22 protein-coding genes and 2 pseudogenes are annotated in these 22,637 nt (G+C 66.3%); 9 read left to right on the top strand and 15 right to left on the bottom strand.

Annotated elements, in window-relative coordinates; translation table 11 throughout:
• Positions 1–384: 384 nt before the first annotated feature.
• Positions 385–483: a 30S ribosomal protein bS22 gene (locus AUL38_RS16715; protein WP_005504750.1), complete on the bottom strand. Its 99-nt coding sequence runs from the start codon at positions 481–483 to the stop codon at positions 385–387.
• A 101-nt stretch (positions 484–584) separates the two neighbouring features.
• Entirely contained in the window at positions 585–1,049 is a 465-nt protein-coding gene (locus tag AUL38_RS00115) for a helix-turn-helix transcriptional regulator (RefSeq protein ID WP_059058034.1), read from the bottom strand.
• Between the two features lie 141 nt (positions 1,050–1,190).
• Between AUL38_RS00115 and AUL38_RS00110 the strand changes: the two genes are divergently transcribed.
• Both AUL38_RS00110 and AUL38_RS00105 read left to right on the top strand, forming a co-directional pair.
• Complete coding sequence (locus AUL38_RS00110) at positions 1,191–2,558, top strand: TrkH family potassium uptake protein (protein WP_059058149.1); 1,368 nt, start codon at positions 1,191–1,193, stop codon at positions 2,556–2,558.
• Entirely contained in the window at positions 2,551–3,216 is a 666-nt protein-coding gene (locus AUL38_RS00105; RefSeq protein ID WP_059058032.1) for a TrkA family potassium uptake protein, read from the top strand. The genes AUL38_RS00110 and AUL38_RS00105 overlap by 8 nt, the downstream gene beginning before the upstream one ends.
• A gap of 33 nt (positions 3,217–3,249) precedes the next feature.
• Here AUL38_RS00105 and AUL38_RS00100 read toward each other — a convergent pair whose 3' ends face one another.
• Positions 3,250–4,047 carry an SRPBCC domain-containing protein gene (locus AUL38_RS00100; RefSeq protein WP_059058030.1) on the bottom strand — a complete coding sequence of 266 codons (798 nt, stop codon included), beginning with the start codon at positions 4,045–4,047 and terminating at the stop codon, positions 3,250–3,252.
• Between the two features lie 103 nt (positions 4,048–4,150).
• Here AUL38_RS00100 and AUL38_RS00095 point away from each other — a divergent pair, with 103 nt between their 5' ends.
• A complete protein-coding gene (locus tag AUL38_RS00095) occupies positions 4,151–5,077 on the top strand; it encodes a phosphoribosylaminoimidazolesuccinocarboxamide synthase (RefSeq protein WP_059058028.1) in 927 nt (308 codons plus the stop codon).
• 33 nt (positions 5,078–5,110) lie between these two features.
• Here AUL38_RS00095 and AUL38_RS00090 read toward each other — a convergent pair whose 3' ends face one another.
• Positions 5,111–6,145, bottom strand: a complete 1,035-nt coding sequence (locus tag AUL38_RS00090; protein ID WP_059058024.1) for a nitronate monooxygenase — start codon at positions 6,143–6,145, stop codon at positions 5,111–5,113.
• Between the two features lie 115 nt (positions 6,146–6,260).
• Here AUL38_RS00090 and purS point away from each other — a divergent pair, with 115 nt between their 5' ends.
• Positions 6,261–6,527: a phosphoribosylformylglycinamidine synthase subunit PurS gene (gene purS, locus AUL38_RS00085; RefSeq protein WP_059058023.1), complete on the top strand. Its 267-nt coding sequence runs from the start codon at positions 6,261–6,263 to the stop codon at positions 6,525–6,527.
• A complete protein-coding gene (gene purQ, locus AUL38_RS00080) occupies positions 6,527–7,231 on the top strand; it encodes a phosphoribosylformylglycinamidine synthase subunit PurQ (protein ID WP_059058020.1) in 705 nt (234 codons plus the stop codon). Before purS ends, purQ begins: the two co-directional genes overlap by 1 nt.
• A gap of 205 nt (positions 7,232–7,436) precedes the next feature.
• On the opposite strand, the gene AUL38_RS00075 is transcribed toward purQ, so the two are convergent.
• The 6 genes from AUL38_RS00075 to AUL38_RS00050 all read right to left on the bottom strand — a co-directional run bounded on the left by AUL38_RS00075 (position 7,437) and on the right by AUL38_RS00050 (position 13,500).
• On the bottom strand, positions 7,437–8,198 hold the full coding sequence (locus tag AUL38_RS00075) for an ABC transporter ATP-binding protein (protein WP_059058019.1): 762 nt from the start codon (positions 8,196–8,198) through the stop codon (positions 7,437–7,439).
• Positions 8,195–9,223 (bottom strand): iron chelate uptake ABC transporter family permease subunit, encoded by a 1,029-nt coding sequence (locus tag AUL38_RS00070; RefSeq protein ID WP_059058016.1) that lies wholly within the window; start codon positions 9,221–9,223, stop codon positions 8,195–8,197. Before AUL38_RS00070 ends, AUL38_RS00075 begins: the two co-directional genes overlap by 4 nt.
• Positions 9,216–10,196, bottom strand: a complete 981-nt coding sequence (locus AUL38_RS00065; protein ID WP_059058014.1) for an iron chelate uptake ABC transporter family permease subunit — start codon at positions 10,194–10,196, stop codon at positions 9,216–9,218. The genes AUL38_RS00070 and AUL38_RS00065 overlap by 8 nt, the downstream gene beginning before the upstream one ends.
• 101 nt (positions 10,197–10,297) lie before the next feature.
• The gene (locus AUL38_RS00060; protein ID WP_235590533.1) at positions 10,298–11,305 is read right to left on the bottom strand and encodes a siderophore ABC transporter substrate-binding protein; all 1,008 of its coding nucleotides are present in this window, start codon (positions 11,303–11,305) and stop codon (positions 10,298–10,300) included.
• Between the two features lie 191 nt (positions 11,306–11,496).
• Positions 11,497–12,525: a GNAT family N-acetyltransferase gene (locus tag AUL38_RS00055; protein WP_059058012.1), complete on the bottom strand. Its 1,029-nt coding sequence runs from the start codon at positions 12,523–12,525 to the stop codon at positions 11,497–11,499.
• Positions 12,526–12,576: 51 nt separating this feature from the next.
• Positions 12,577–13,500: a hypothetical protein gene (locus tag AUL38_RS00050; RefSeq protein WP_059058010.1), complete on the bottom strand. Its 924-nt coding sequence runs from the start codon at positions 13,498–13,500 to the stop codon at positions 12,577–12,579.
• A gap of 129 nt (positions 13,501–13,629) precedes the next feature.
• Here AUL38_RS00050 and purL point away from each other — a divergent pair, with 129 nt between their 5' ends.
• The 4 genes and pseudogenes from purL to AUL38_RS00030 all read left to right on the top strand — a co-directional run.
• The gene (gene purL, locus AUL38_RS00045) at positions 13,630–15,957 is read left to right on the top strand and encodes a phosphoribosylformylglycinamidine synthase subunit PurL (protein ID WP_059058008.1); all 2,328 of its coding nucleotides are present in this window, start codon (positions 13,630–13,632) and stop codon (positions 15,955–15,957) included.
• Between the two features lie 545 nt (positions 15,958–16,502).
• Positions 16,503–17,012 (top strand): matrixin family metalloprotease, encoded by a 510-nt coding sequence (locus AUL38_RS00040; RefSeq protein ID WP_059058006.1) that lies wholly within the window; start codon positions 16,503–16,505, stop codon positions 17,010–17,012.
• A gap of 18 nt (positions 17,013–17,030) precedes the next feature.
• Positions 17,031–17,606: a hypothetical protein gene (locus AUL38_RS00035; RefSeq protein WP_059058004.1), complete on the top strand. Its 576-nt coding sequence runs from the start codon at positions 17,031–17,033 to the stop codon at positions 17,604–17,606.
• A 246-nt stretch (positions 17,607–17,852) separates the two neighbouring features.
• A pseudogene (locus AUL38_RS00030) lies at positions 17,853–18,083 on the top strand (hypothetical protein); the annotation flags it as partial.
• 123 nt (positions 18,084–18,206) lie between these two features.
• On the opposite strand, the gene AUL38_RS00025 reads toward AUL38_RS00030, so the two are convergent.
• The 5 genes and pseudogenes from AUL38_RS00025 to AUL38_RS17275 form a co-directional block, all read right to left on the bottom strand.
• Positions 18,207–19,577: a glutamate-1-semialdehyde 2,1-aminomutase gene (locus tag AUL38_RS00025; RefSeq protein ID WP_083506472.1), complete on the bottom strand. Its 1,371-nt coding sequence runs from the start codon at positions 19,575–19,577 to the stop codon at positions 18,207–18,209.
• Positions 19,574–20,548, bottom strand: coding sequence for a porphobilinogen synthase (gene hemB, locus AUL38_RS00020; RefSeq protein WP_059057999.1), 975 nt, complete (start codon positions 20,546–20,548; stop codon positions 19,574–19,576). Before hemB ends, AUL38_RS00025 begins: the two co-directional genes overlap by 4 nt.
• Positions 20,545–21,384, bottom strand: a complete 840-nt coding sequence (locus AUL38_RS00015) for a uroporphyrinogen-III synthase (RefSeq protein WP_059057997.1) — start codon at positions 21,382–21,384, stop codon at positions 20,545–20,547. Before AUL38_RS00015 ends, hemB begins: the two co-directional genes overlap by 4 nt.
• Entirely contained in the window at positions 21,381–22,391 is a 1,011-nt protein-coding gene (gene hemC, locus AUL38_RS00010; RefSeq protein WP_059057995.1) for a hydroxymethylbilane synthase, read from the bottom strand. Before hemC ends, AUL38_RS00015 begins: the two co-directional genes overlap by 4 nt.
• A pseudogene (locus AUL38_RS17275) lies at positions 22,388–22,637 on the bottom strand (FAD-dependent oxidoreductase); the annotation flags it as partial. The gene hemC and the pseudogene AUL38_RS17275, both read right to left, overlap by 4 nt.

Below are 22,637 nucleotides of genomic sequence, written 5' to 3'. Positions count from 1 at the left end.
TTGGGTTGCACCTCCTGTGGCCAGATCAGCATAACCGGGCATGGGAGAGTCTCGAACCTCACACCGCTCGATCTCCCATCGGAGAATTCAGGGGATACGGGCTGAAGATATACCCATAGCAAAGCATCGGTCCTCCAGGCAATTCCTAGAGGACCGACGCCGACTGGTGCTCCCAATCGACCTACTTAACGCTCTAGAAGCGCTAAAGCACCGACGATAATGCAATCTGGACATTCTCAGGCCCGATGGACCTGCGCGGCGCGGGTGCAGGGGCCGATGACTGCGCAGGGCTCGCAGCCGCACCGGTCTCCAGCCCTGAAACCAAGAAAGGCACCGAGCCGAAGCTCGGTGCCCAGTCACTGCGCCGCGAACGCGGCAGTGTGACTACTTCTTGTTGCGGCGCTGGTGGCGCGTCTTCCGAAGCAATTTGCGGTGCTTCTTCTTGGACATACGCTTGCGGCGCTTCTTGATTACTGAACCCATCAGTTACCTCACGTCTCTAGGGGCCGTACGGGGCCTAACCGTAACGTGGCCCACAAGATCAACAGTCTACAACGCCGGGGAGCCTCGCGCGAACTCGAACGCTACTCTCGCAGCTTAAATCGCGCGACAAGCTCCTTGACGCGATGCTCTGCGACGGCCGCGGCGCGGCCAAATCGCTCTGCAGCAACCGCTGCTTCTTCCGGGATAACTGGCTCACCGTCTTGCAAACCCTCGGGTCCGGTGAGCGTCGAGCCGTTACCGTCGAGATACTCCACGGTCACTTCCGTGTCGAAACCGGCGGAGAGGAATGGGATCACAAAATCCTCAACCATTTCGAGCGGCTCCGGGTTCAGCGAGTAGAACCGGTGCTGCCCTTCCTCACGAACCGTGACCAACTCGGCGTCGCGCAGTACCTTCAGATGCTTGGAAACTGTAGGCTGGCTGATCTCAAGCTGGTTCACGATTTCGGAGACACTCATCTCAGCGTCGTCGACGTGACGTTCGAGCAGTACCTGCAAGATGTCACGCCGGGTCGCGTCTGCGATCACTCCGAAAATGTCTGGCATAGACACCAGGGTATCCCGCCCAGTGTGTAGCATGACAACATTCACCCTCACCGTTCGCTGAAAGAAGGAGAAGTGAGCTCAAGCGCACTAGCCAATAGGGCTCCCTTCCAGGGCAATCGCCCGTCGTGGTTCCATGCGCTCGTGCACACCACGCCGGCCCGATTCGCGATCCTCGTCTTCACGAGCCTCGTCGCGATCTGGACCGCACTGCTCGCGCTCCCCATCGCCAGCGCGACGGGCACCGTCACCCCGCTTGCCGACGCGCTCTTCACCGCGGTGTCAGCGATCTGCGTCACCGGTCTCGCGACGGTCGACATGGCATCGCAGTGGTCACTCTTCGGCGAGATCGTCATTCTGCTCGGGATCCAGATCGGCGGCGTCGGCGTACTCACGATCGCCAGCCTGCTGGGTCTGACCGTGACCCGCAGGCTCGGACTCAGGCAGCGGCTCCTCGTCGCGAGCGACACGAACCCGAACCGCACCACTCGCGGCGCGTCCGAGAGCCAGGCAGTCGGCCTCGGCGACATCGGCGGGCTCCTCGGCGCGGTTGCGATCAGCCTGCTCGTCATCGAGGCCGCACTCACGCTCCTCATCACCCCGCGCCTCATCGCGGACGGCATGCAGTTCTGGCCGGCTCTCTGGAACGGCTTCTACCTCGCTGCCTCCGCGTTCACGAACACGGGCTTCGTGCCGCTCGCTGACGGCCTGGAGCCGTACCTCGGCGACTACTACCTCCTGAGTGTGCTCGCCATCGGCGTGTTCCTCGGCAGTATCGGCTTCCCGGTGATCTTCGCCCTCTACCGCTACGTCATCAAGGGTTCGGAGAAGCGTCGGCACATCGGCCTGCACGCGAAGCTCACGCTCGCAACGACGCTGATCTTCGTCATTCTCGGTTGGCTGCTCATCACCTCGCTCGAGTGGAACAATCCATCGACGCTGGGAGCCGAGCCAGTCGGACGCACCCTCTTTGACGCCTGGTACATGTCGATCATGACTCGCTCTGGCGGCCTCGGAATCATCGACCCGATGGAGATGAACGGGTCAACCCGGCTCGTGCTCGACATGCTCATGTTTGTTGGCGGCGGATCCGCATCAACCGCGGGCGGCATCAAGGTCACGACGATCGCAGTGCTGTTCCTCGCCGCCTACGCGGAAGCTCGCGGCTACAAGGACATGCAGGCGTTCGGGCGGAGGATCCCCACCGAGGTGCTTCGCGTCGCTGTGTCAGTGCTCATCTGGGGCGCGACGATCGTACTCATCTCGACCACGGCAATCATGCACATCGCCGGCACGACGCTCGACGAAACCCTCTTTGAGGTGATCTCTGCGTTCGGCACCTGCGGCCTGAGCACGGGCCTCTCAGAGGCACTGCCGGACTCCGGCAAATACATTCTTGCTGCGACAATGTGGGCGGGCCGCGTGGGCACCGTCACCCTCGCCGCAGCCGTTGCGGCCACAAGCAAGTCGCAGCTGTTCAGGTTCCCCGAGGAAAGGCCGATCGTTGGTTGATATTCGAAGTGATGCCCCCGTCATCGTGATCGGGCTCGGCCGGTTCGGCGCGTCCACCGCCGGGCAGCTCGACCGGCAAGACCGTGAGGTGCTTGTCGTCGACAGCAACGCCGACCTCGTGCAGAAGTGGTCGGATCGCGTCACACACGCGGTGCAGGCCGATGCGCGGTCGATCGAAGCGCTCCAGCAGATCGGCGCCGACGAGTTTCAGATCGCAGTCGTCGCAACCGGCGCGTCGATCGAGTCAAGCGTGCTCATCGCCGCCAACCTCGTGGATCTCGGCATTCCCCAGATCTGGGCGAAGGCCATTTCGCACTCACACGGCAAGATTCTCGAGCGGATCGGCGTCAACCACGTCATCTATCCCGAGCGGGAAGCCGGGGAGCGCGTCGCCCACCTGCTGTCCGGTTCGATGCTCGACTTCATCCAGTTCGACGACAACTACGTCATCGCAAAGATGTACCCGCCGCGCTCCGTGCGCGGGCGCACGCTGCGCGAGAGCGGGGTGCGTACGCGCTACCGCGTGACCGTCGTCGGGGTGAAAACGCCAGGCGAGCCGTTCACGCACGCGACGCAGGAAACCGTCATCTCACCCCACGACCTCATCATCGTGTCGGGCACCGCAGCCGACGTGGAGCGGTTCGCGACGATCGGCTAACCCCGAAGCCTTGGCGCCCTGGGCGCCAAGGGACTAGTTCGTCCGAGTGCCGGTGTCGCCCCGGAGCAGGCTGTCGAAGTCTGGTTCAGCCGGCTCCTCGGACTCCGCGGGGCCCTCGGCCAGTTCTGGTTCCTCGACCAGTTCTGGTTCCTCGGCTAGTTCTGGTTCCTCGGCCAGTTCTGGTTCCGCTGGCTCGGCCGGTTCGGGTTCCGCTTGCTCGGCTGGCTCAGTTGACTCCGCTGGCTCGGCAAACTCCGCTGGCTCGGCGTCGGCTTCCACGATCCCTTCGGCGCCTTCAGCCACCGCTTCGTCATTATCAGCGTTCTCGGCGACCTCAGCTGCCGCCTCGACCTCCGCTGCCGCCTCGACCTCCGCGGTTTCTGCGACCGCGGGCTCGACGATCGCAAGCACCGCGGCCAGGTCGCTGAGGAGCTCGATCCAGCTCTGTTGTGCGTCTGCCGTGCGCTCGAAGGCGTCGGGGAACCTGCCAAAGCCGGTCTCCGTAACCATGAGGTCCGTCTCGGCTCCCTGCGAGCGGAGCGTCAGCAGCACTGCGGTCTCGTGCTCGTCGGCACCGTCACGCCACCGGAAGCCGAATGCGTGCCCGGCGATCAACACGTCGACGACGCCGACTGCGTTTCGGCTCGGGGCTTCTGCGCCATCGCCGTCTCCGTCGCTCCACCGTTCGACGATCGCACCGCCCAGCACCACCTCGAACTCGGCGTCGGGCCACCATGTGTGCCGCAGCTCAGGATCTGCGATGTAGGTCCATGCGATCTCACGCGACGCCCTCGCACGCATCCGCGCAATTACTGGTCCGACAGCCGCCATGACGCCACACCCTCCCGTTTGTTTCCCCCATCATATTCCGCGTACTCGGGAGGCAACTGGCCCGGGGAGCACACGGTGGTGCTCGAGGTGGGAGAATGGAGGAGTGAACGCTCTCCCCGCTCCCCTCGCGCTGCCCGGCTGGTCCCACACGTATTCGGGAAAGGTGCGCGACCTGTACGTGCCCGAGAGTGAAGACGCCGCGTCGTCATCGCACCTGCTCGTGGTCGCGAGCAACCGGGTGAGCGCGTTTGATTTCGTGCTCGAGCCGCCGATCCCCGGCAAGGGCGCGCTGCTCACCGCGCTGTCGAACTGGTGGTTCGCACGCATCCCGATGGCAAACCATCTCGCGGAGGGGCCGGGCGTTCCCGCGGCGCCCGACGCCGTTGCGGATCGCGCGGTTGTGTCTCGCAGACTGAACATGTTCCCCGTCGAGTGCGTGGTGCGCGGGGCGCTCACCGGATCGGGCTTCATCGAGTACCAGCAGACGGGGGCGGTGTGCGGCATCGAGCTCCCCGCAGGGCTGCAGGACGGCGATCTCCTCGACGAGCCGATCTACACCCCCGCGTATAAGGCGCCGTTCGGTGAGCACGACGAGAACATCACCTTCGAGCGGTCGATTGAGCTGGTCGGCGCCGAAGTTGCCGAGGCGCTACGCGCCGCGTCACTCGAGATCTTCACTGCCGCGCGAGAGCTCGCTGCGGAGCGGGGCGTCGTGCTCGCGGACACCAAGTTTGAGTTTGGCCGCGACCCCGAGACCGGCGAACTCGTGCTCGCTGATGAGGTCCTGACGAGCGACTCCTCCCGCTACTGGGATGCCGCAACGTACTCCGACGCGTCACTGAGCGGCCCGGAACGACTCGCGTCGTTCGATAAGCAGATCGTGCGCAACTGGTTGTCCGCGAACTGGGACAAGCAGGGTGTGCCGCCAGTGCTCCCCGACGAGATCGTCGAGCAGACCTATGCCCGCTACCTCGATCTCTACGTTCGACTCACAGGCACACAGCCGCCGTTCGCACGGTCACACGCGTAGCGGGAGGCTCGCCGCACGGGCTCCCCAGCGGCGTCAGAGGCCGCTGGCGAGGCGTTCGAGGGTGCGGGCAACCGGTTCGGCTTTTGCCGAGCGATAGCCGGTGCCTGCCCAGAGGTGCAGACGATCAGCGTCACCGGCAGCCCCCGCGGCTGTGCGCAGCTCGCGGGTGAGGTGGTGCACCGCCGGGTAGGCGGTGATCTCGTGCGGTGCGTGTCGATCGATGAACCCGTTGCGGAGTCCGCGCGCCGGCCGCCCCGTGAACACCCGGGTGATGGCGGTGCCGACAAACGCGTCCGAGGCAAGCGCGGCTCGGTGCGTGGCGCTGGTGCCAGCCTCGTCCGTGCGCAGCAGCAGCGTGCCGACGGCGACCGCCGCTGCGCCGCCGTCGAGCAGCGTGCGCACCGATCCGGGGCCGTCTACCCCGCCCGCCGCGACGAGCGGGAGCCTCGTCACTGACCGGACTGCCGCAAGCGTCTCGGAGGTCGCTGCGTCTCCGACCTCCCGTCTCGGATCCCACGTTGCCGAGTGTCCACCCGCCCGCGGGCCCTGCACGATGAGCCCGTCGACCCCAGCCTCGTCGGCCGCGCGGGCCTCACCGGCCGTCGTGACCGTCGCGAGCACCGCGCTGCCGGCCCGCCGCAGCACCGCAATGTCACCCGCCGCTGGGAGTCCAAACGTCAGCGACACGACTTCGACGGGGTCAGCGCACAGCAGCGCCAGCTTGGCGGGCCAGCCATCGTCGTCGCGCGGTATCGGGTCGAGGGTGATGCCATACGTCGCCGCCTCATCGGCGAGCTCCCGGGCGTAGGCAGCGAAGGCCGCCGCGTCACCGTCAGCGGAGCCGGGATCCGCCCGATCCGGAACGAAGAGATTCACCCCGAACGCGGCACCGTCCGCGCGCAGCTCGGCGATCTCCGCCCCCATCCCTTCGGCGGTTTTGTAGCCGCCAGCGAGGAATGGGAACGCGCCAGCCGTGGCAGCTGCCGCCGCAAACTGCACCGTCGTTGCACCACCCGCCATCGGGGCGGCGATGAGCGGCAGCTCGCTCGTGAGAAAACGTGGGGTCATGGGATCCTCCGATACGTTCGCGTGCGGTGGCAATCCGGGCGCATGTTCGCCCTCACAGCCAGGGTAGACTTGAACGGTCCGCATCCCGTTATTTTCGCGAACCTGGAGGCACTCCTTGCCCACGATTGTTGTTGATGTCATGCCCAAGGCCGAACTCCTCGACCCGCAGGGTAAGGCGACGACGGGGGCGCTCGAGCGTCTCGGTCACGGCAAGTTTGAGAACGTGCGCATCGGTAAGCGCTTCGAGATGACCGTCCAGGGCGAGGTCACCGAAGACGTGCTCGCCGAGGTACGCCAGCTCGCTGACGAGATGCTGTCGAACTCGGTGATCGAGGACGTCGTTGCAATCTCGGTCGACGGCGTCGCTGTCGAGGCACGCTAATGACGACCCGCATCGGAGTTGTCACCTTCCCCGGCTCCCTCGATGACCGTGACGCGCAGCGCGCGGTGCGACTCATCGGGGCCGAGCCCGTCGCTCTGTGGCACGCTGACCACGACGTGCAGAACGTCGATGCGATCATCCTGCCTGGCGGCTTCAGCTACGGCGACTACCTGCGTCCTGGCGCAATTGCCGCGCTCGCGCCCATCATGACTGAGGTCATCGACGCGGCCGGCAAGGGCATGCCCGTGCTCGGCATCTGCAACGGCTTCCAGATGCTCGTCGAGGCGAAGCTGTTGCCCGGCGGCCTCATTCGCAACGCGCACCAGCAGTTCATCCGCCGCGATCAGCGCCTCGTCGTTGAGAACGCATCGACCGCGTGGACGAACACCTTCGAGCAGGGCCAGGAAATCGTGATCCCGCTGAAGAACGGTGACGGCGGCTACATCGCGAGCGACGAAACCCTCAAGCAGCTCGAGGGCGACGGCCTCGTCGCGTTCCGCTACGCGGGCGTCAACCCGAACGGTTCACTCAACGACATCGCGGGGCTCACCAACCCCGCAGGCAACGTCGTCGGCCTCATGCCGCACCCCGAGCACGCCATCGAGGAGGGCTTTGGCCCGAACACCCCCGAGGCGATGCGCTCTGGTGTGGACGGTCTCGGATTCTTCGAGAGCGCGCTGAACGCGATCGCAGCACGCGTCTAACGACGCCGGGCCTCTTTGGCCACGCACAGGAAGGGCCGGGTGGAGCTACAGCTCCCCGGCCCTTCCTGCGTCTTGACGCGGTGGTGACTGCCCCCGCGCCCCCTCCCCCACCCTCCATGCCCCGTTTTTTCTATTCCGAGCCTTGTGCGGCCGGCACAGGGCTCGGAATAGAAAAAACGGGTCGGGATGGGGGCGGGAGCGCAACCTACACGCGGTAGTAGATCGCGACCTTGTTCCCGGCGTGCTCGATGACCTCAACCTCGGTGCCGAAGACCTGCTCGAGCACCTCCGGGGTCATGATCTCGTCTGGCGTGCCCGAGGCGACGAGCTCGCCGTCCGCGAGCGCGATGATGCGGTCGGCGTAGGCTGACGCGAAGTTCACGTCGTGCACGACGAGCACGATCGTCTTTCCGAGCGCGTCCGCCGCCGCCCGCAGCTGCCGCATCATGCCGGCTGCGTGCCGCATGTCGAGGCCCGTGAGCGGCTCGTCGAGCAGCACGTAGTCCGTGTCCTGCGCGAGCACCATCGCAACGAAGGCGCGCTGCCGCTGCCCACCAGACAGCTCATCGATGAAGCGATCCTCCATGCCCGCGAGGTCGAGAAACGCGATCGCGGCGTGGATCGCCCGGCGATCCACCTCGGTCGTGCGCCCGGCCGAGTGCGGGAACCGGCCGAAGGTCACCAGCTGGCGCACCGTGAGCCGCGCCATGAAGTGGTTCTCCTGGCGCAGGATCGACACGATCTGCGCCAGGGTCTTGGGCTTCGCGGTCGAGACGTCGAGGCCCCCAACGGTGACCTGCCCCTCGTCCGCGCTGAGCAGCCGGCCGATGATCGTGAGCATCGTCGACTTCCCGGCGCCGTTCGGGCCGATGAGCGCGGTGATGCCGCCGGGTTCGATCGTGAGATCCACTGGCCCGAGCACGCGCTTGCCCGCGTAGTTCTTGCCGATTGATGTGAGCTGGATCAACGCAGCCCCTTTCTGAGCAGCACAACGAGGAAGAGCAGCCCGCCGGCAAACTCAATGATGACGGTGACGAGGCCGCCCGCGGAGAACACGTGCTTCAGGATGAACGTCGCACCGATGAGGGTGACGAGGCCGATGCCGATCGCGAGCGGCAGTGTTTCGCCGTGCGAGTCGTTGCGCGCGAACTGGTAGGCGAGCGTTGCCACGAGGAACCCGTAGAACGTCATCGGCCCGACCATCGTCACCGACACTGACACGAGCACCGCAACAAGCACGAGGATCGTCACGACCTCGCGCCGGTAGTTCAGCCCGAGGCTCACCGCTGTGTCGCGGCCGAGCGCGACCACGTCGTAGGTGCGTCGCCTGCGCCAGACGTACACAAATATTCCGAGCGCGATCGCCGCGGCGAACGGGAGATAGGCGATATTCCCCTGGCCGATACTGCCGAACAGGCGCGCGCTGAGCACGTCGAACTCGCTCGGGGTGAGTAGCCGTTGCATGAACGTTGAGACCGAGCCGAAGCCGATGCCGAGCACGACCCCGACGAGCAAGAGCAGATGGAGATTCGCACCCTTCCCGGAAAACAGCCAGCCGTAGAGGAGCGTAGCGAAGACGACCATGAGGCCGCTCTGCGCGAGGATCTTCGGGATCCCCTCCATGCCCGCGGCCGCCGACCCGAAAAAGAATACGAGCGAGGTCTGGGTGAGGACGTAGAGCGCGTCGAAGCCGAGGATCGATGGGGTGAGGATCCGGTTCGAGGTCGCGGTGTGGAAGAGCACGGTGGCGACGGCCTGGCAGATCGCAACGAGAGCGATGGTGCCGAGCGAACCGAGTCGGGTGCGCACGATCACCCAGTAGCCGGCACTCCCCGGTTCTGCCGGGTTGCCGTAGACGAGGATGCCGATCGCGAGCAGGATCGCAATCGCGAACACGATCATGACGGGGAGCGCCTGCCGGAAGCGCGACATCGTCGGGAATGGCCCCTCGGGCAGTACGCCCTCGGCGCTGAGCCTGGTGATGCTAGCCACGCGACCTGCTCCGCAGGAGAATCGCAATAAACACGACGGATCCGATCATTCCGAGGACCATGGATACGGGCACCTCAAACGGCATCCGTACGGTACGGCCGATGAGGTCACACACGGTGACGAGGGCGATGCCTCCGAGGCACACCCACGGGAGATTACTGCGCACGTTGTCGCCGCGAAGCATGGCGACCACATTGGGCACGACGAGTCCGATGAAGGGCAAGAAGCCGACGACGACGGTGGTCACACCAGCCGCGACCGCGACGAGCGCGGTGCCGGCGATGAGGATCGTCTCGTAGCGCATCCCAACACTCGTGGCGACATCCTTGCCGAGACCCGCAACGGTGATGCGGTCAGCGAGCAGGAACACGAGAAGGGTGACGATCGCGACGATCCACAGCACCTCGTAGCGGCCGCGCACGACGCTCGTGAAGCTGCCCATGAACCAGGTGCCGATCATCTGCAGCAGGTTGAACTGCACGGCGAGGAACGTGGTGAGGGCGCTCACGACCGCGCCGAGCATGATCCCGATGAGCGGGACGACGAGGGTGGATCGGATGACGATGCGCCGCAGAATGAGCATGAACGTCATGGCGCCGATGAAGGCGAAGATGCTGGCGACGACCATCCGCCCGACGAGCCCGAAGTCGGGGACGAGGAGTGTCGTGAGCAGCAGCCCGAGCGCCGCCCACTCTGTCGTTCCGGAGGTGGTGGCATCGACGAATCGGTTCTGCGTGAGCATCTGCATCACCAGGCCGCTCGCGGCCATCGCGGCGCCCGCAAGGAGCAGTGCGAGGGTGCGTGGGACACGGGTGATCCAGATCATTTCCCGGCCCATCTCCCCATCGGAGATGTCGTACACACCGACAAACAGGGAGAGTGTGAGCAGCCCCGCCACGGCGAGGATTGCGAGCAGTAGCGGCCAGATCTTCGCGCGCGGTGCCTCAGGAATCACGGCGTCGTCGGTGTGCACCGACGCGATCCCCGTGGTGTTTCTCCCGGCAACACGAGGGCGCCCGCTTAAGGAAGCGGGCGCCTCGCCACCACCGGGACCGGTGGGTGTGTTCATGTGCGTCATGCAGCCTGGAAGGCATCCCGAATCTGCTCGAAGAGACCCGTGTAGGCCTGGATGTCTTCGGTGAGGTAGAAGTTCGAGTCGAGGTATACGATCTGACCCTTCTCTACCGCGGTGACCTTCTGCAGTGCCTCCGAGCCCGCGATGAGCTCGTCAGCAGGGGCAGCGCCCGGCTCGAGATCCTCGGGTGCGAACGACGCGTCACGGTCGAGCACGATCGCCCAGTCGGGGTTTGCTGCGGCGATGGCCTCGACGGAAATGTCGTCACCGTGCGAGGTGTCTTCTGCTTCCTGCTCGATGGCGGGGATCAGGCCGAGGGCCGGGAATACGGGGCCGACGGTGCGACCGGTGTTCGCGGCGACATACTCGACCTTGCCGCCCGAGGTAATGAGCCCCATGACGGTGTCGGTGCCGTTGTAGGCTTCCTTCGCGTCGGCGATGGCGTCGTCGAGCTGCGTGTTCAGTGCCTCGGCCTCGTCAGCGTGGTCGAAGATGTCACCGAGGATCGTCGTACCGCGCTTGAGTTCGCTCATGAGGTCTTCGCCCTCACGCGGCGAGAAATCGAGAACGACTGCGTCGGGGTTCTGCGCCTTGATGTCGTCGTACGCATCGCTGAAGCGGTAGCCGGCGATGATGACATCGGGCTGGGCCGCGACGATTGCCTCGAGGTTTGGCTCGCGGTGCGAACCGATGTCAACGACCGACTCGTTGTCGGTGTAGTTCGACCAGTTCGAGCCCATGATGCCCTTCGGGGCAGCGGCGAGCTCGACGTTCCAGCTGTCAAGGGTCTCGAAGACGTGATTATCAAGTGCGACGACGGTCTCGGGGTTCACGGGCACCTCGACGGTGCCGTAGTTGTCAGTGATCGAAACTGTCGAAGCGCCTTCGGGTTTCGTTTCAGCATCGTCGGCGGGAGCCGAGGTGCAGGCCGAAAGTGCGAGGGCGGCGCCGGCAGCAATCGCTGCGAGGCTCAGCAGGCGTGGCCTGCGGGAGGTTCGGAGAGTCACGATAATGATTTCCTTAGGACGAAGTTCGATTGACGGCGCGCCAGCTTCCGGTTGGAAGCTATGAGGTTCCGTGAGAGGGCCCGTGCACTGGGCAAATTCCCACACTGGTTCCTGCTTAGGCAAGCCTAACCTTGAATTCATCTGATGTTCAAGGGGGTGCGTGAATTATTACCCTGAACTGGGGTTTAGAACTACGCCGTCAATTCGTAACCGTAGGCGAGCAGCTGCAGCTCGGTGCCACTGTCGAGGTGGATCAGTCGTTCACGCGTCGGCAGCCGGTGAAAACCGAGCCGCTCGTAGAGTCGACGCGCTGCCGGCATGAGCGGACTCGTCTCGAGCGAGAGTTGGCGCGCGCCACGAATCCGCGCCAGCCGCAGGCTGTGACGCGTCAACAGCTCACCGATCCCCCGCCCGCGCGCGCTGTGCGCGACGCCGAGCAGCCGAATGTCCATCTCCCCCGGTTCCGAGACCAGCGTGATGAGCTCGCGGTTCCTCGGCGTCGTGACCGTCCCGAGCAGCGCACCCGTGGTGACGTCCTCGGCGACCCACACCAGCGCCGACTCGGCCCGCGAGGCCACGTCTGCGATCACTTCCAAATAGGAGGCATCAAGGTGCGCATAGTCGTCACGGTACGCCGCGAGCACCATGTCGCTTACCTCCGTAATCTCCGCATCACGGACGAGCCGCACCCGCACATCGTCCCGCTCCTGCAGCGGGTACGCGTAGGTGAGCGAGCGACCGTAGCTCGCGCCCGAGCGCTCACCGTCGAGCGCATCCGTGCGGTCGAACCCGAGCCGCGCGTACAGGTGCTGGGCAGGGTTCCGCTCCCCAGTGTCCAGTCGAAGCACCGTCGAGCCCCACCGGAGCGCCTCCTCAAGGCCGGCACGAACGAGCGCTGCACCGATTCCGCGCCCCTGGGCTGCCGGCGAGACCGCGACCAAGCGCAGCTCAGCCTCGCCGGACTGAGCAAGCTTCGTGTGCGAGCTCTCGGCCCGCAGCACCGAGGCAGCACCGAGGAGCGCGCCCTCCTCTTCCCACACGAGCACACGGCCGTCGGCGTCTCGCCCCGCGGTATCGTTCTCGGAGCGTTCCCACTCGGGGTTCCCAGCCAGCTCAGCCGCATACGGCCCTGCACCGTAGGCGGCGCGCAGCAGCGTGACCTCCGCCGGGTACTCCTCGGTTCGAATCGGGCGAATCAGCGGAAATGAAGCATCAATCACTCGGCAATTCTATGGCCGGGACCGCTCTGCATGTTCCGCCGAACTCGGGTGCTACACCTGAGGTGGCAGCGGCGCTCCGGGGACGGAGAAGTCCGGCTGGCCGTCCGGGCGGGCCGGGATCGGCCGACCATCAGCAAACGTCGGCCACGGCAACAGCACCTGGGTCGGGGCCGGCTGTTGCGCAACTTCAGCGTCCGGCACTGCGGTGGTCGTCGACAGGACCTGAGCTGGAGCCTGCGGAGCGACGGGGGCCGCCGCGGCCTGTGCAGCGTCATTCGCGACACGTTCGGCCACCGCCGCTTGGCGCTTCGCGGCCCGCTCCTCCGAGCTGTTCGCCCAGCGCAGCAGCAGCGTCACGGAGAGCCCGAGAGCCGTCAGAATGAGGACCGCGGTCGCAATCTTCCAGTACAGATCGGGCACATGGAGGCTGAACGCCTCAATGCCGACCGGCGCGGTGAACAGGATCCCTGCGAGCACGGCCAGGGCGCTCGTGATGAAAGCGAAGCGGTTCCCGGCCTCGTCTTCCGCGTCTCCGGATCGGAGCAGCAGCTCGCAACAGAGGATCACGAGTCGCGTGACGAGGATCACAAGGAAGGACTTCCAGAAGATCTCGAGCACGAGCGCGAAGGGATCGTACGGCGTCATCCAGATCACCACGAGCAGCAGCCCGAGGATGTACGTGTTTGCGATGAGCGCGACCGGCGCGTACCACTCGTTCGTTCGCTCGCGCGTGGTGTCAATCGCGGTGAGTACGACGAAGACGGCGAACAGCGCAAACGTCGAGAAGATCCGCTCGAAGCGCCCCTCGAAATCGCCGATGAAGAGCAGCGAGATCGATGCGAGCGTCAACCCGATGAGCAAAATGATGCTCACCCGAAGGAACGTCGACAGCTTCTTTTTCCCGACCCCCGCCACCTGTGGGGCGTCAATGACGGCGCCCTGCGTGGGTTCCTGCGGTGCATGATTGTCGCTCATGCCCCTAGTCTGACACTTTCGGCCTGCGAACTGTCAGAAATACTGCGCGATGCCAAATCCCACTGCTTCTCCCCGCGCGCGCTGCCAGAGGGGACAAACGTCCTCCCGAAACCCCCGTAGACTGAGGGGGTGACTGACTTCGCTGCCTCTTTGCCCCGCCCCGATACGGTCGCCGATGCGGCTGCCACCCCCGAGAAAGAGCAGCCGTACGCGGCCCTCGGTCTCCAGACCAACGAGTACGAGCAGATCCGTGAGATCCTCGGCCGCCGTCCGACCTCTGGCGAGCTCGCCATGTACTCGGTGATGTGGTCCGAGCACTGCTCGTACAAGTCCTCCAAGCCGTACCTGCGCCAGTTCGGCAAGAAGGTCAACGACAAGATGCGCGAGCGGCTGCTCGTTGGCATCGGCGAGAACGCTGGCGTCGTTGACGTTGGCGAAGGCTGGGCGGTGACCTTCAAGGTCGAGAGCCACAACAGCCCCTCCTACATCGAGCCGTTCCAGGGCGCCGCGACCGGCGTCGGCGGCATCATCCGCGACATTATCTCGATGGGCGCTCGCCCGGTCGCGGTCATGGATCAGCTGCGCTTCGGTGCGATCGATCACCCCGACACCGCACGCGTCGTGCACGGCGCAGTTGCCGGCATCTCGTCGTACGCGAACTGCCTGGGTCTGCCGAACATCGGCGGCGAGACAGTGTTCGACTCGGTCTACCAGGGCAACCCGCTCGTCAACGCGCTCGGCGTCGGCGTGCTCCGCCACGAGGATCTCCACACGGCGAACGCCTCCGGCCTCGGCAACAAGGTCGTGCTCTTCGGTGCGCGCACCGGTGGCGACGGCATCGGCGGCGCCTCGGTGCTCTCCTCCTCGAGCTTCGAGGAAGACGGCCCGTCGAAGCGCCCCGCGGTGCAGGTCGGCGACCCCTTCGCTGAGAAGGTACTCATCGAGGCCTGCCTCGAGATGTTCCAGGCTGACCTCGTCGAGGGCATCCAGGATCTCGGCGCGGCCGGCATCTCCTGCGCCACCTCGGAGCTCGCCGCGAACGGCGACGGCGGCATGTACATCGAGCTCGACAGCGTGCTGCTGCGCGACCCCTCGCTCACCGCTGAGGAGATCCTCATGTCGGAGAGCCAGGAGCGCATGATGGCGATCGTCGCTCCCGAGAAGCTCGACGCGTTCCTCGCGGTCGCAGCGAAGTGGGACGTCGAGGCCAGCGTGCTCGGCGAGGTCACCGACACCAACCGCCTCGTCATCAACTGGCAGGGCGAGGAGATCGTGAACGTCGATCCCTCGACCGTCGCAGTCGACGGCCCCGTCTACGACCGTCCGGTCGCGTACCCGACGTGGATGGACGCCCTCAAGGCCGACACCGTGAACGCCGCGGGCCTCGAGCGCAACGGCTCGGCCGACGCGCTCCGCGAGCAGCTGCTCACCGTGACCAGCGCGCCGAACCAGGCGGACCTGTCGTGGGTGACGAACCAGTACGACTACTACGTCGGCGGTAACACCGCGCTGTCCTTCCCCGACGGCGCGGGCATGATCCGCGTCGACGAGGAGACCGGGCTCGGCATCGCGATCTCGACCGACGCAAACGGCCGCTACTCCTACCTCGACCCGTACGTCGGCGCACAGATCGCCCTCGGCGAGGCCTACCGTAACGTCGCAACCACCGGCGCGGTCCCGACCGCCGTCACCGACTGCCTGAACTTCGGCAGCCCCGAGAACCCCGAGGTCATGTGGCAGTTCGCACAGACCGTCGAGGGCCTCTCGGACGCCTGCCTCCACCTCGAGGTGCCGGTCACGGGCGGCAACGTCTCGATGTACAACCAGACCGGTGACACCCCGATCCACCCGACCCCCGTCGTCGGCGTGCTTGGCATCATCGACGACGTCGCGCGCCGCGTGCCGTCGGGCTGGCAGGATCAGGGCGAGCACCTGTACCTCCTCGGCGTCACCCGCGACGAGCTCGACGGCTCGGCCTGGGCAGAGTCAGTGCACTCGCACCTCGGCGGCGTGCCCCCGAAGGCTGATCTCGACGCCGAGCGTACCCTCGCTGAGCTGCTCCACGCGGCTTCGCAGGGCGGCCTGCTCTCCGCAGCGGTCGACCTCTCCGAGGGTGGCCTCGCGCAGACCCTCGTCGACGGTGTGCTCCGCTTCGGTGTCGGCGCTCGCGTGTGGATCGACGAAATCATGCAGCGCGACGGTGTCGACGCTGTCGCCGCGCTCTTCTCGGAGTCGCAAGGCCGCGTGCTCGTCGCCGTCCCGCACGAGGAGGACGTGAAGTTCCGTGGCCTCTGCGAGGGGCGCAACTACCCGGTGCTGAAGATCGGCGTCACCGACCTCGCAGGCGACGACGCAGCGATCGAGCTGCAGGATCGCTTCACGCTGCCGCTCTCGGAGCTGCGCACGGCTGTGAACGCGACGCTCCCCGCGGCCTTCGGCCCGGTCATCGCCGAGTAGTTACAACAAGCGACGTAACCACTCCCTGAATGCGAACACGGGCTGGGGGATTTTCGCCTGGCCCGTGTGGTTTTCCGTGCCGCCGAGCGACCAAACAGTTGCGTTCTACGGCAAGTTTACTTCAACGGCTCGTGAGGCATGGGCTCTGAACCACGTGCAACGACACGAGGAACTGCCACAAATCACGAGCAAAATGTTAATAGATAAACAATAGACGGTAATTATTTATCAAGTTTATGTTGCTAGTTTATCGACGGTGCTTTATTCTTTGAGTACCGAGCTCATCGTTGAGTCTTGGGCTGCAGTTGAGAGACAATAACTGGCCACGGCTGTTGGCCCAGAGAATTTGCGAGTGAAGCCTACCCATCGCTCTTTGGGAGTCTGTGGCCGATCTGAACGCACTTGATTCTTCGTCTCTGGCTACAGTTAGCTTGACGTTCAGAGCATTGGAATGAACGTCGAATCAGCGGTCAAGAGACAATGTGTTTTCGAAACAAGAACCCAACACGGCTGCCCGCACTCCTCGCAAGAGGGTTGTCGCCTCGGTGGCTGCAATCGCGGTTGCGATGGTGTTCCTGAATATTGCGCCCGCCAACGCGTATCAACTTGCGGGATGCAAGTTTCCTCAGCGAATCATGTATGTGGAAACGAGCGGCATCCCGAGCGGAAAATGGAACGAATCGTTAGCGTCTGCCATACAGCAGGTCAGAGATCGCACAAATGCTACGTTGATCTCGCGTTCTACCGGTCAGATAAGAACAGAAGCTGGATTCTACGGCGACACCGGCTGGAATGCCCAAACGTATAGGTGGTGCTTTTTGGGCGTTACTTCCTCAGCGAAGATCGAGATGAATCGTTCGGCCCCACAGATGGCCAATGGCACGGCCGCCCGCGTATCCCTAACCTGGCAACACGAGTTTGGTCATGCACTCGGATTGGCCCACATTGACAACACCCGGCGTGCCATGTACGGAGGGGGCACCCAGACGGCTTGGAACCTCGGTATCCGGAATCTTACCGCCGGTGACATCCGCGGAATCAACGCACTTTACTGAGAGATTCGAGGAGAAGACATGTCAAGCTTCAAACGAGGGTTCACACTCTTGACGGTGGCTGCGCTGTCAACCGCGTTGTTGTCGGGCTGCACCCAACAGCGAGCGAATTCTTCGTTCGATCGCGAGCAAATGTATGCGTCGGCAATTGAGATGCGTGAGGACAGTGACCTTGTTGCTGTCGGCACAGTTACTCAAATTCGTGAGGCCCAAGATATCGAGGGGTCCGACACAATTATCACTATCTCTGATGTCGATCTAAAGGGAGTCATGAAGGAGGACGTCAAGGTCGACTCAAAAATGGGTGATGTCATTGAAGTGCGACAGTTCGGGAGCAAGGAATCCGGGAGCGCTGCGCCCCCCGTCACACTTCTCGAACCAGGAAAGACGTACCTTCTCTTTCTCACTAGTTCAGGATTGGGCGGCGAACTTGCTTCTCAGTACTACGTTACTGGCGCTAGCGCTGGCCTGTACGAACCCCGCCAAGATGTGGCCAGGTCCGGCCAGCCCGACTTGCTGAGCATGGAGTTCAAACAGGTTGATCCTACCGAGGAGGAACCTGCTTTGATCACAGTAGTGCCGAAAGATATTAGCTAGGCGAGCATCTGCTGCCACCACGAAGTTGAGCAGTCGCTTTCGGGAGCGCGCGGGGTTATCTAGGGGTGCCGCTGTGGGTGCAGGCTAGTTCTTACGCATGACCAATTGCGGTGATGGGCGATGAAAGAGCCCTGTGTGGCTGACTATCGACAAATCGTACTGTCGTTGCTTGAGCAGCTCCCCTACCTGCACGTCGAGGCAATGGGAGTAAGCACGTCACTCGCGCGGAATGCGTGCCGAACGAATGCCAAGACCCAGGGGCGCGTGCTCGTCGCCGTTCCCCACGAGGAAGACGTGAAGTTCCGTGGCCTCTGCGAGGGTCGCAACTACCCGGTGCTGAAGGTCGGCGTCACCGACCTCGCAGGCGACGACGCAGCGATCGAGCTGCAGGATCGCTTCACGCTGCCGCTCTCGGAGCTGCGCGCTTCGGTGCAGGCTACGCTGCCTGCCGCGTTCGGCCCGGTCATCGCCGAGTAACACGCCGCGGCTCGCTGGTCGCGGGCTTGCAAAGGGGAGGGTGTCACCGTCAGGTGACACCCTCCCCTTGTTTTGTGCGGCCCCTTGGCCTGTGCAGCCGCCTTGCCTATGCAGCCGCTTTGCCTATGCAGCCGCCGCGGCGCGGGCGGCGGCAGGCAGCGCCTCCGCGATCTGCCCGATCACGCGGTCGTCGTGGGCCGCACTTACAAACCAGGCTTCGAACGCGCTCGGCGGCAGGTTCACACCGCCTGCGAGCATCGCGTGGAAGAACGCCCGGTGCTGCTCGGTGTTCTGCCGAAGCACATCGTCGTAGGTCGCCGGCGCGACCGGGTACTCGCCGAACAGCACGCTGAGCAGGGTGCCGGCACGCTGCACGCGGTGCGCAACTCCGGCCGCGGTAAGCGCGTCCTCGACCTCCACGGTGAGCGCGTCGGCTGCCGCCGCGAGTCGCTCGTAGACGGTGGCGTCGGCGTGACGCAGCGTCGCGAGCCCCGCGGCGACCGCGAGCGGATTGCCCGAGAGCGTCCCGCCCTGGTAGACCGGGCCGAGCGGCGCGAGCAGCTCCATGAGGTCTCGCCGCCCTCCGATGGCTGCGAGCGGCAGCCCGCCGCCGACGACCTTTCCAAAGGTGAAGAGGTCTGGGGCAAGCCCAGTCGGCATCGTCTCGCGTTCGATCCCCCAGAAGCCTGCAGCGCTCGCCCGGAACCCGGTGAGCACCTCGTCGGTGATGACGAGCGCGCCGTGGGCGTGCGCGGTCCGGATCAGGCCCTCGGTGAAGCCCGGGTCTGGCGGCAGGATGCCCATGTTCGCCGCTGCCGATTCGGTGATGACCGCCGCGATCTGCCCCTCGTGCGCTTGGAAGGCGTGTTCGAGCGCGGCGAGATCGTTGTAGGGCAGCACGAGGGTTTGCGCGGCGTTCTCAGCGGTGACGCCCGCGGAGCCGGGGAGTCCGAAGGTCGCGAGCCCAGAGCCTGCCGCGGCGAGCAGCCCGTCGGAGTGGCCATGGTAGTGCCCGGCGAACTTGATGATGAGCGGCCGCGAGGTTGCGCCGCGGGCGATCCGGATCGCCGTCATCGTCGCTTCGGTGCCCGTCGACACGAGCCGCACGCGTTCGACGTCGGGCATGCGGGCGATGATCTCCTCTGCGAGTTCGAACTCGCCCGGAACCGACGCACCGAAGCCCAGCCCGTTGCCCGTCGCCTCCTGCACGGCCGCCACCACTGCGGGGTGCGCGTGCCCAAGCAGTGCCGGCCCCCACGCGCCGACGAGGTCGACGTACTCGGTGCCGTCGGCGTCGGTCACCGTCGCACCGCTGCCGCGCACGAAGAACCTCGGTGTGCCGCCGACGGACCCGAAGGCGCGCACTGGCGAGTTCACGCCGCCGGGGATGACGTTCGAGGCCCGCGCAGCGTATTCGGCGCTGCGGGCGGTCTGCTGGGCTGCGCGCTCCGACCCAGCGGGGTGCGACGCGGCGGCCTGCTGCGCGGCGCTCATCGGAGCCACCCCGCGAGCTCGGTCGCGAAGTAGCTGAGGATCGCATCGGCCCCGGCCCGCTTGATGCCGACTACCGATTCCTCGACCGCTCGCCTGCGGTCGATCCAGCCGTTCGCTGCTGCCGCTTCGATCATCGCGGCCTCGCCCGAGACCTGGTACGCCCACACGGGCACGGAACTCACCGCGGCGACGTCCGCGAGCACGTCGAGGTAGCTCATCGCCGGCTTCACCATGACGATGTCGGCGCCCTCGGTGATGTCGAGCTCGACCTCGCGGAGCCCCTCGCGCCGGTTCGCTGGGTCCATCTGGTAGCTCTTGCGGTCGCCCGTGAGCTGCGAGTCGACCGCCTCGCGGAACGGCCCGTAGAAGGCGGAGGCGTACTTCGCGGAGTACGCGAGCAGCGCGGTGTCGTTGAAGCCGGCCTCGTCTAGCGCGGAGCGCACCGCGGCGACCTGCCCGTCCATCATGCCGGAGAGCCCGAGGAGCTCTGACCCGGCCTCCGCCTGTGCGAGCGCCATCGCGCGATACCTGTCGAGCGTGGCATCGTTGTCGACCGTAGCGCCTTCGCTGCCGAGCACGCCGCAGTGACCGTGGTCGGTGAACTCGTCGAGGCAGAGGTCAGTCTGCACGACAAGCGCGTCGCCGACCTCGGCGCGCACAGCGGCCGTTGCGACGTTGAGGATGCCCTGCGGGTCGTCGGCCGCGCTCCCCCGCGCGTCGCGCTCGGCGGGAATGCCGAACAGCATGACGCCGCCCACCCCAGCCTCCGCGGCCTCGGTCGCCGCGGCACGGAGCGAGTCGAGCGTGTGTTGCAAGACACCCGGCATCGAGCCGATCGGCAACGGCTCGGCGAGCCCCTCGCGCACGAACATCGGGAGGATGAGCTCGCGCGGGTGCAGTCGGGTTTCGGCCGTGAGCCCGCGCAGCGCGGGGGTGGCGCGCAGGCGCCGCGGGCGGATCGTGGGGGTCATGTGGTTCGTCCTTCTGGGTTGATGGTGCGAGCGGCGTAGTCGACGAGAGCGGCGACCGTTCCCGCGGCGGTGTGCACGGGTGCGATCACCGCGGGTGGGAGTCCGAGACGGGAGAGTTCCCGCGCGGTGGGCGCACCGATGGCCGCAACGACAACGGTCTGTGGCAGCGGCGCAAAGCGCGCGACGAGAGCACGCGCCCCCGACGAGCTCAGCACGAGGGCGGCCCCGAGGCGGGGGCCCAGCGCGGCGTCGGCCGCGGGGTCTGCCCGTGCGGGGACCGTCCGGTAGGCGGTGACCCGGTGTGGCGCAAACCCCGCGGCGCGCAGCCCCTCTTCGAGGGTGGGGTCTGCGATCTCGGAGAGCGGCAGCAGCACGCGGCCCCCGGGGTTTCGTTGGGCGCTAATGGTGTCGATCAGGCGGGCCGTGAGCTCGGCTCCCGTGAATTCGGGCGGCACGAGGTCCACCGCAAAGCCGGCTGTCGTGAGCGCGGCTGCGGTTGCCGGACCGACGGCGGCAATGCGGGCGGAGCCGGGGCGGGCCCCCGCCGCGATGAGCGCCTGGGCACCGTGCACGCTGGTCACGGCAACCCAGTCGAATGCTCCGCGGTTGAGCTGCGTGACAGATTCCTCCAGCGGGGCGTTGTCGCGCGGGGGCACCTGCTCGATGAGGGGCACGAGCGCTGCCTGCGCGCCGTGCTCTGCGAGGAGCAGAGCCATAGCCTCGCCGCGATCCCCGCCGCGCGGCACGAGCACGGGTTTGCCTCCGAGCAGCCGCGCGAGGGGCTGCCGGTCAGACTGCGCATCGGTCTGCGGGTCGCCCTGCGGATCTCCCGTCATAGCGCGGCTCCGAGCGGGGCGAGCTGTTCGGCACCGCGAGCGAGGAGTTCCCGCGCGACCTGGCGTCCGAGTTCGGTCGGTGCTGCGCCGTCGGGCATACTCGCGTCCCACGGCAGCGAGGCCGCGGCGGTGAGCTGTTCGCTGCCGTCGAGCCGGTAGACGGTGGCGGTGAGGGTGAGGATCCCGTCCGTCATGCTGCCAGACGCGCCGATCGGTGCCGCGCAGCCCGCTTCGAGGGTGCCGAGCAGCACGCGCTCGGCGATCGCCTCGGCGCGCGCCTGCGGGTCATTGAGCGCGGCAAGCGCCTGCGCGAACGGCGCGGACTCGGCGTCGGCGGCGCGGACCTCGATCGCGAGCGCACCCTGACCGGGAGCCGGCGGGGCGACGTCGAGCGCGAATCGCTCAGAGATCGCGTTACCACGGCCGATCCGGTCGAGGCCGGCCGCCGCGAGCACGACGGCGTCGAGGTCCGCGTCGACGCGCGCGAGCCGGGTATCGACGTTGCCGCGAATGTCGGAGACCGCCAGGTCGGGGCGGCGAGCGAGCAGCTGCGCAGCGCGGCGCGGCGACCCGGTGCCGACCTTCGCCCCGATCGGCAGGGTCTCGAGCGTGAGACCGTCGCGTGCGCAGAGCGCGTCGCGCGGATCCGCGCGCACTGGCACAGCGCCGAGCGCGATGCCGTCGCAGGGTCCGGTCGGGAGATCCTTGAGCGAGTGCACGGCGAGATCGCACTCCCCGGCGACGAGCGCCTCGCGCAGCGCGCTCACGAAGACGCCGGTGCCGCCGAGCTGCGCGAGCGGGGCACGCGAGACGTCACCGTGCGTCGTGATGATCACGAGCGCGACGTCGACGCCCGTGGCGTGGGCGATCGCCTCGGCGACGCGCGTGGTCTGGGCGACGGCGAGCGCGCTGCCGCGTGTGCCGATCCGGAGGAGTCCAGGGGCCGCGGCGAGGGGTCCCGCTGCACGGGTGACGCTGCCGGGAGTGTGAGTGGTGGAGCTGGTCATGCTGGAGATACCGGACTTTCGGGGGTCGATGCGGTGGGGTGTGGGTCGAGTGCGCGCAGTAACTCGGTGGCCGCGGCGCGGGCGCCAGGGATCACGGAGGCAAGCCCCGTACCGAACACCCAGTCGCCGGCGAGCGCGATGCCCGCGGGGGCGGCGATCCGGGGCGTGGGGCCGGGAGGGGCACCGACGTGCCAGGGTTGCCTCGCCCAGTCGACGATGTGCTCGGGCGCGATGGCGATGCCGAGG

It is taken from the genome of Leucobacter sp. G161, assembly GCF_001482305.1.
In the GTDB taxonomy this organism is placed as follows: domain Bacteria; phylum Actinomycetota; class Actinomycetes; order Actinomycetales; family Microbacteriaceae; genus Leucobacter.
This window is presented reverse-complemented; position numbering and strand designations above follow the sequence as displayed.

Bases quoted from the DNA above. Each gene is read 5' to 3' on its own strand.
- AUL38_RS16715 (WP_005504750.1), bottom strand. From the start codon at position 483: ATGGGTTCAGTAATCAAGAAGCGCCGCAAGCGTATGTCCAAGAAGAAG.
- AUL38_RS00115 (WP_059058034.1), bottom strand. From the start codon at position 1,049: ATGCCAGACATTTTCGGAGTGATCGCAGACGCGACCCGGCGTGACATC.
- AUL38_RS00100 (WP_059058030.1), bottom strand. From the start codon at position 4,047: ATGGCGGCTGTCGGACCAGTAATTGCGCGGATGCGTGCGAGGGCGTCG.
- AUL38_RS00090 (WP_059058024.1), bottom strand. From the start codon at position 6,145: ATGACCCCACGTTTTCTCACGAGCGAGCTGCCGCTCATCGCCGCCCCG.
- purQ (WP_059058020.1), top strand. From the start codon at position 6,527: ATGACGACCCGCATCGGAGTTGTCACCTTCCCCGGCTCCCTCGATGAC.
- AUL38_RS00050 (WP_059058010.1), bottom strand. From the start codon at position 13,500: ATGAGCGACAATCATGCACCGCAGGAACCCACGCAGGGCGCCGTCATT.
- AUL38_RS00035 (WP_059058004.1), top strand. From the start codon at position 17,031: ATGTCAAGCTTCAAACGAGGGTTCACACTCTTGACGGTGGCTGCGCTG.
- AUL38_RS00025 (WP_083506472.1), bottom strand. From the start codon at position 19,577: ATGAGCGCCGCGCAGCAGGCCGCCGCGTCGCACCCCGCTGGGTCGGAG.
- hemB (WP_059057999.1), bottom strand. From the start codon at position 20,548: ATGACCCCCACGATCCGCCCGCGGCGCCTGCGCGCCACCCCCGCGCTG.
- AUL38_RS00015 (WP_059057997.1), bottom strand. From the start codon at position 21,384: ATGACGGGAGATCCGCAGGGCGACCCGCAGACCGATGCGCAGTCTGAC.
- hemC (WP_059057995.1), bottom strand. From the start codon at position 22,391: ATGACCAGCTCCACCACTCACACTCCCGGCAGCGTCACCCGTGCAGCG.